Origin of the sequence: Streptomyces sp. W16 (genome assembly GCF_033194735.1) — a bacterium.
GTDB lineage: Bacteria > Actinomycetota > Actinomycetes > Streptomycetales > Streptomycetaceae > Streptomyces.
In genome coordinates this window covers 1-6,824 of the sequence record NZ_JAWOAI010000510.1, presented here as the reverse complement: position 1 = coordinate 6,824, position 6,824 = coordinate 1, and the positions used below count along the sequence as shown (strand labels likewise).

Annotated in this window: 6 protein-coding genes and 1 pseudogene; 1 reads left to right on the top strand and 6 read right to left on the bottom strand. The window is 69.9% G+C overall.

Features of this window, described 5'->3' with window-relative positions; translation table 11 throughout:
• Window positions 1-296, bottom strand: a pseudogene (locus R6V09_RS42090) (hypothetical protein); the annotation flags it as partial.
• 157 nt (window positions 297-453) lie between these two features.
• Here R6V09_RS42090 and gcl point away from each other — a divergent pair.
• The gene (gene gcl / locus R6V09_RS42085) at window positions 454-2,238 is read left to right on the top strand and encodes a glyoxylate carboligase (RefSeq protein WP_317886765.1); all 1,785 of its coding nucleotides are present in this window, start codon (window positions 454-456) and stop codon (window positions 2,236-2,238) included.
• Between the two features lie 192 nt (window positions 2,239-2,430).
• Here gcl and R6V09_RS42080 read toward each other — a convergent pair whose 3' ends face one another.
• The 5 genes from R6V09_RS42080 to R6V09_RS42060 all read right to left on the bottom strand — a co-directional run.
• On the bottom strand, window positions 2,431-2,667 hold the full coding sequence (locus R6V09_RS42080) for a hypothetical protein (protein ID WP_317886764.1): 237 nt from the start codon (window positions 2,665-2,667) through the stop codon (window positions 2,431-2,433).
• Window positions 2,668-3,149: 482 nt separating this feature from the next.
• A complete protein-coding gene (locus R6V09_RS42075) occupies window positions 3,150-4,040 on the bottom strand; it encodes a 2-hydroxy-3-oxopropionate reductase (RefSeq protein WP_317886763.1) in 891 nt (296 codons plus the stop codon).
• Between the two features lie 23 nt (window positions 4,041-4,063).
• Window positions 4,064-4,888 (bottom strand): TIM barrel protein, encoded by an 825-nt coding sequence (locus tag R6V09_RS42070; protein ID WP_317886762.1) that lies wholly within the window; start codon window positions 4,886-4,888, stop codon window positions 4,064-4,066.
• A 197-nt stretch (window positions 4,889-5,085) separates the two neighbouring features.
• Window positions 5,086-6,114, bottom strand: coding sequence for a hypothetical protein (locus R6V09_RS42065; RefSeq protein ID WP_317886761.1), 1,029 nt, complete (start codon window positions 6,112-6,114; stop codon window positions 5,086-5,088).
• Between the two features lie 29 nt (window positions 6,115-6,143).
• A partial coding sequence (locus R6V09_RS42060) for a CHAT domain-containing protein (protein ID WP_317886760.1) occupies window positions 6,144-6,824 on the bottom strand: 681 nt, incomplete at its 5' end.

Below are 6,824 nucleotides of genomic sequence, written 5' to 3'. Positions count from 1 at the left end.
CTCGCGGCCGGTTGCGCCGGCGGCTCCTCCCCGGCGACGGGAATCCGCAGCAGGGTCCCGCACGGGCAGCCCAGCTCCGGGTACGGCCACTCGTCCAGACGGCCGCAGGCCTCGCAGCGCACCGCGATCCAGTCCTCGTCCCAGACCCGGTGGCTCACGACCGTGGCCGCGCCGCGCCGATCCAGCGGCGGGGCGACGGGGGCACCGCAGACACAGGGATAGGACGGCGCGGCATAGACGTGCTCACGTCGGCAGGCCGGACAGCGCACCGGCACGCTCTCGGACATGCGCCCCATAGTCCTCCTGGAAACCCCTGCTTGTCCGTGTCTTGACGGCCTTCGTGCCTCCACTTACATTTCTTCCAGATAGCAGAATCTAGTTTCCGTATTGCGGAATTACTCACCGCGGGGCGCGCCGGTGAAGCGAATCCGACAGCCGAAGCAGGAGTACTCCATGGCTCGTATGACCGCTGCCCGCGCGGCAGTCGAGATCCTCAAGCGCGAGGGCGTCAGCGACGCGTTCGGCGTCCCCGGCGCGGCGATCAACCCCTTCTACGCCGCTCTCAAGGCCTCCGGCGGCATCCACCACACCCTCGCCCGGCATGTCGAGGGTGCCTCGCACATGGCCGAGGGCTACACCCGTACCAGCCCCGGCAACATCGGCGTCTGCATCGGCACCTCGGGCCCGGCCGGCACCGACATGATCACCGGCCTCTACTCCGCGACCGGCGACTCCATCCCGATCCTCTGCATCACCGGACAGGCCCCGACCTCCGTGATCCACAAGGAGGACTTCCAGGCCGTCGACATCGCCTCCATCGCGGGACCGGTGACGAAGATGGCGGTCACCGTCCTGGAGGCGGCCCAGGTCCCGGGCGTCTTCCAGCAGGCCTTCCACCTGATGCGCTCGGGCCGCCCCGGCCCGGTCCTCATCGACCTGCCGATCGACGTCCAGCTCACCGAGATCGAGTTCGACCCGGAGACGTACGAGCCGCTGCCGGTCTACAAACCGGCCGCGAGCCGCGCCCAGATCGAGAAGGCGCTCGGGATGCTGAACGCCGCCGAGCGCCCGCTGATCGTCGCCGGCGGCGGTGTCATCAACGCCGACGCGGCCGAACTCCTCGTGGAGTTCGCCGAGTTGACCGGTACCCCGGTCGTCCCCACCCTGATGGGCTGGGGCGCCCTGCCCGACGACCACGAGCTGAACGCCGGCATGGTCGGCCTCCAGACCTCGCACCGCTACGGCAACGCGACCTTCCTGGAGTCCGACTTCGTCCTCGGCATCGGCAACCGCTGGGCCAACCGCCACACCGGCAAGCTGGACGTCTACACCGCCGGACGTACCTTCGTCCACGTCGACATCGAGCCGACCCAGATCGGCCGGATCTTCGCCCCCGACTACGGCATCGCCTCCGACGCGAAGGCCGCGCTGGAGCTTTTCGTGGAGGTGGCAAGGGAGTTGAAGGCGCAGGGCAACCTCCCCGACCGCTCCGCCTGGGCGGCCTCGGCACAGGAGAAGAGGTCGACTCTCCAGCGCCGTACGCACTTCGACGACATCCCGATCAAACCGCAGCGCGTCTACGAGGAGATGAACAAGGCCTTCGGCCCGGAGACCCGGTACGTCTCCACCATCGGCCTCTCGCAGATCGCCGGCGCCCAGATGCTGCACGTCTACCGCCCCCGCCACTGGATCAACTGCGGCCAGGCGGGCCCCCTCGGCTGGACGATCCCAGCCGCGCTCGGCGTCGCGAAGGCCGACCCCGAGGCGTCCGTGGTCGCCCTCTCCGGCGACTACGACTTCCAGTTCATGATCGAGGAGCTGGCGGTCGGGGCGCAGCATCGGATCCCGTACGTCCATGTCCTCGTGAACAACGCCTACTTGGGCCTCATCCGGCAGGCGCAGCTCGGCCTGGACATCAACTTCCAGGTCAATCTGGAGTTTGAGAACATCAACTCGCCCGAACTGGGCGTCTACGGCGTCGACCACGTCAAGGTCGTCGAGGGCCTGGGCTGCAAGGCCATCCGGGTCACCGACCCCGCCGAACTCGGCACCGCCTTCGAACAGGCGAAGAAGCTCGCCGCGGAGTTCCGGGTGCCGGTCGTCGTCGAAGCGATCCTGGAACGCGTCACCAACATCTCGATGAGCAGGACGAACGACATCGGCGAGGTGGTGGAGTTCGAGGAGCTCGCGACGGAGCCGGGGCACGCGCCGACGTCGATCAGGACGCTGAAGGTCTGAGACGCCGTACAGCAGTGAGGGGCTGCCCGACCGCTTCCGGTCGGGCAGCCCCTCACTGCTGTACGTGCACTTCCCCCGTACGAGGCCCGCCGTCCCCCGTGCCCCCGTGTCGGCGGGCCTCGTGTGACGAATGTGCCCGTGTTCAGGGGTGGTTGAAGCCTCGACAGCGGGGTTCAGAGGTTTATTTGAGGTTCACCGATCGTGGTGCTCCGACAGCCCCGGCCAGTCCTCCGGCCCGCCGCCCTGCCACTCGATCAGATCGCTCTCCTCGACCTCGATCCGGTCCAGGTCGGCCAGCCGCAGGATCTCGACGACGTCGTCCAGATGGGAGGCGATCCCGAGGGTCTCGTCTCCGCTGGTGACGCGGCGGGAGCCGTCCAGGGCCGGGGGGTGGACCACGATGTGCGGGTGTTCCGGTGGGTGTGCCATGTCTTCAGGCTGCTGCGCGGGAGACGGATCCGCACCCGGAACACCGAAGAGCGCCGGATACAGGATTCCGCGTATCCGGCGCTGCTCGTGGTGTGGCCGTCCGACGGCGCGAGGCTGGGCGCGACAGGACGTTCGCGCCGCCGGACGGGGTCTTCGGGTGGGTGTTTCGTGTGGGTGATTCCGGTCGGTGTCTCCGGTCGGTGTTTCGGCTGGGACCGCGGCGGTCGCGACGGAACCGGGGGCTCCTTCCCTCAGGTCGAGAAGGAGGCCCCGGGACCTTCACCACCGCACTGGCTCGCACTCCGCCGCGGTCCTGGCCCCGCCCGCGCGGTGCCGGTGACCACCCCTCATCCGGGTCGTCCGGCACACACGGGCCGTCTGTTGGTTCCCGGTCCGGAGTACTCCGGGCCGGCATGGTTCCGGGCGGTGCCACAGCCTGGGCGCGACAGGACAGATGTCGGCGGTGGCGCCGCCCGGAAGTCTCAGAGCCGCGCGCCGGAGAGGCGCTCGACGGAGCGCAGCAGCGCCGAGTGGTCGAGGCCGCCGTCGCCCTGTGCGCGCAGCGACGCGACGAGTTGGGCCACCACCGCGCCGACGGGCAGCGCGGCACCGACGTTGCGGGCCGCGTCCGTGACGATGCCCATGTCCTTGTGGTGCAGGTCGATCCGGAAGCCGGGCTTGAAGTCGCGGTTGAGGAAGTTGTCCTTCTTCCGCGTCAGCACGGTCGAGCCCGCGAGCCCGCCGCCCAGGACGTCGAGGGCGGCGGCCAGGTCCACGCCCGACTTCTCCAGGAAGACCACGGCCTCCGCGCACGCCTGGATGTTCACGGCGACGATCAGCTGGTTGGCGGCCTTCACGGTCTGCCCCGAGCCGTGCGGACCGCACAGCACGATGGTCCTGCCGAGGGCGTCGAAGATCGGCCGCGCCTCGTCGAAGTCGGCCCGGCCGCCGCCGACCATGATGGACAGCACGGCCTCGATCGCGCCGGCCTCGCCGCCGGACACGGGGGCGTCCAGGACCCGAACTCCCTTGTCCGCGGCGGCCTTCGCCAGGTCGACCGAGGTCTGCGGGGTGATCGACGACATGTCGATCAGCAGGGCGCCGGAGCGGATGTTCTCCAGGATGCCGTCCGGGCCGTAGGCGATGGCCTCGACCTGGGGGGACGCGGGCACCATCGTGATCACCACGTCGGCGTCGCGCACGGCCTCGGCGATGGAACCGGCCGCGCTGCCGCCGGCGGCTGCCAGACGGTCCAACTTGTCCTGTTCCAGGGTGAATCCGGTGACGTCGTAGCCCGCCTTCAGCAGGTTCTCGGACATGGGGGAGCCCATGATGCCGAGGCCTATCCAGGCGATCTTGGGGAGCTTGCTCATGGGGAGGTGCCTTTCGGTGAAGGTCAGCGGGGCAGCAGCCAGTCGAAGGCCTCGGCGCTCGGGCGGTCGCCGGGCTTGTACTCCAGGCCCACCCAACCGTCGTAACCGGCCTTCTTCAGCTGGTCGAGGAGGTCTTCGAGGGGGAGGGTGCCGGTGCCGGGGGCGCCGCGGCCCGGGTTGTCCGCGATCTGCACATGGCCGGTCTTCGCCGCGAACTCCTCGATCACGGAGGTGAGTTCCTCGCCGTTCATGGACAGGTGGTAGAGGTCCATGAGGAAGCGCGCGTTGCCGAGGCCGGTCGCGTCGTTCACCTTGTCGACGATTCCCACGGCGGCGGGGGCGCTGACGAGCGGGTACAGCGGTGACTCGGGCCTGTTCAGCGCCTCGATCAGGAGGACCGCGCCGATCCGGTCGGCGGCGCGGGCCGCGAGGACCAGGTTCTCCAGCGCGAGCGCGTCCTGCTCGGCCGGGTCGACGCCCGCCACGCGGTTGCCGTAGAGCGCGTTGAGCGCGGTGGCGCCGAGCGAGTGGGCGAAGCCGGCGGCCACGTCGATGTTCGCGCGGAACTTCTCCGACTCCTCGCCGGGGAGCGACAGGGCGCCGCGGTCCGGTCCGGGGAGCTGTCCGGCGTAGAAGTTCAGGCCGGTGAGCTGGACGCCCGATTCCTCCAACGCCCGCTTGAGCGCGTCCAGTTGGGACTGCTCGGGGGTGGGGGAGTCGACCCAGGGCCACCACAGTTCGACCGCGGTGAAGCCGGCCGCCGCGGCGGCTGCGGGGCGTTCCAGGAGCGGGAGTTCGGTGAAGAGGATCGACAGGTTGACGTTGAAGCGCTGGTCTGCGAATCCCATCGGGGTCGCGCTCCCTTCCGTGTCGGATGCCATGTTGAGATTCCGTATTGTGGAATATTGTTTCTGCCTAATGGAAGATTGCCGTCGGGTGTCGGTGCTTGTCAAGAGGTGAAACGCGGGAGCCCGCCGACACGCGCGCAAGGGCGGGTGTCGGCGGGCTCGGGACATACCGGGGGACGTCCGGGGAGAGGGGACGCTCAGCGGGTGGGGTCCTCCAGCGGCGCCTTCGTGTCCAGCCACGCGGGGTTGGAGCGGAAGGCGCGCAGGCCGGCGTGTCCGACCGGTTGCTCGTCCCATCGCCGTGCCCGCTGGCCGAACAGCGGATCGACGGGTGGCTCCCACGGAAACACCCACAGATTGTGCCGCGGCGGCTCGTCCGGCTCCGGCAGGCGGAAGCGCTCCAGCTCCGGCCATGGGAACGCGGCGGCCACCGCGGCCGTGCGGGTGGCGAGGCTCGTCGCCTGCGGCACGTCCAGTCCGGAGTTCGACACGGTGCAGGCCAGGAGCCGGTCCCCTGCCACGGACCACAGGTACTCGGGATCCAGTGCGCTCTCGCGTACCGAGGGCCGCGACAGCAGGAACCGGGCGAACTCGACATCCGCGGTACGAACAGCCTCCTCGTCGTGGGACATGAGATGGGCCGAGGCCACGTACGGCAGCCGCACGGGCAACTCCACGACGCACACGGTCAGATAGTCCTTGGACGCCTCGGCCGCCCGCCTGTACCGGCAGCGCTTCTTCAGCTCGTGCATGTCGTCGTAGTTGATCATCTCCAGGTCGAACACAGTGACGTTGAAACCGTCGATCCGGCCGCGCAGCACGCCCTCCGCCACGAGCTGGGCCGCATGCCGGGCGACGACCTCCTGCTCCTCCGGGAGACGGTCGGGGACCTCCTGGGTGATCCGGCCGAAACCCTCGGCGAGTTCGGCGGAGGACGCCTCGTACTGCCACCCCTGGCGCTGGGCGAACAGAAACCGGTCCGCCACCGAGGCACTGTGCGACTTCAGGGCCCGGGCCCGTTCCTTCTCGACGTCGCGCAGTTGCTTCTGCGCGGATCGAAACGACGCGTACGCGACGGTCACGGCCCACACCGTGAAGAACACCAGCAGGGCGGTGCCGCCGAACAGGCCGAAGGCCGCGAAGGACCCCACCAGGAGCAAGGCCGTCATCATGCGCCTGACCGGTTCGCGGATCATCACGTGCGGGGGAAAGGGCGTGCGGTTCATCGTGTCCTTCGGATGTGGGTGAGAGGTGATCAGGCGCCGGAGTGGACGTGAGAGGCCCACAGCGACGGGGCGCGGGGCAGCCGCGCGCGGAGTTCGCGTACCGCCGCGTGCAGGGCGTACGGCGACCGGTCGGGATCCGGGGTGCCGGTCCCGGACCGCAGACCGGCGTAGAAGGCCTCCGCCACCTCGGCGGCGGTGTCGTCGACGACCGACCACAGGGTGCCGATCACATGCCGGTACCCGCAGAGCTGGAAGGCGGACGTCAGATGCATGGCCTCGTCGGCCAGCAGACCGTCGTAGGAGACGGCCGTCCCGCAGGCCGACAGGTAGGCGAGCCGGGCGTGGTCGAGCCGTACCGAGGCGAGTGCCTCGACCGTGAGCGGGGTCTCGGCGTGGTCGTGCAGGAGCAGCCGGTGCCGTGAGGGGTCCTCGTCCCAGTTGTCGCCGTGACAGGCGAAGTGGACGACCGGGGAACCGGGCAGCAGATCCAGGACGCCGTCCCGGGTCGGCGGACGCTCCGGGGCGACCAGGACCGTCGCCGGGCCCATGTACTCCTCGAACACGTCCGCCTCGTCCGCCGCGAAGTCGAGAGGCGCCTGGCCCGGGGTGCTCGGCATCGCCACGACCAGGGGCCGGCCCGGTGCGGGGGCGGCCGGCAGGGGGCGGCGGGCGTGGTGCAGGGCCCGTACGGTCGGTGAGCAGGACGAGAC

What these genes read in the sequence shown, in the direction of transcription:
- gcl (WP_317886765.1), top strand. Translation starts at nt 454, where the DNA reads ATGGCTCGTATGACCGCTGCCCGCGCGGCAGTCGAGATCCTCAAGCGC.
- R6V09_RS42080 (WP_317886764.1), bottom strand. Translation starts at nt 2,667, where the DNA reads ATGGCACACCCACCGGAACACCCGCACATCGTGGTCCACCCCCCGGCC.
- R6V09_RS42075 (WP_317886763.1), bottom strand. Translation starts at nt 4,040, where the DNA reads ATGAGCAAGCTCCCCAAGATCGCCTGGATAGGCCTCGGCATCATGGGC.
- R6V09_RS42070 (WP_317886762.1), bottom strand. Translation starts at nt 4,888, where the DNA reads ATGGGATTCGCAGACCAGCGCTTCAACGTCAACCTGTCGATCCTCTTC.
- R6V09_RS42065 (WP_317886761.1), bottom strand. Translation starts at nt 6,114, where the DNA reads ATGAACCGCACGCCCTTTCCCCCGCACGTGATGATCCGCGAACCGGTC.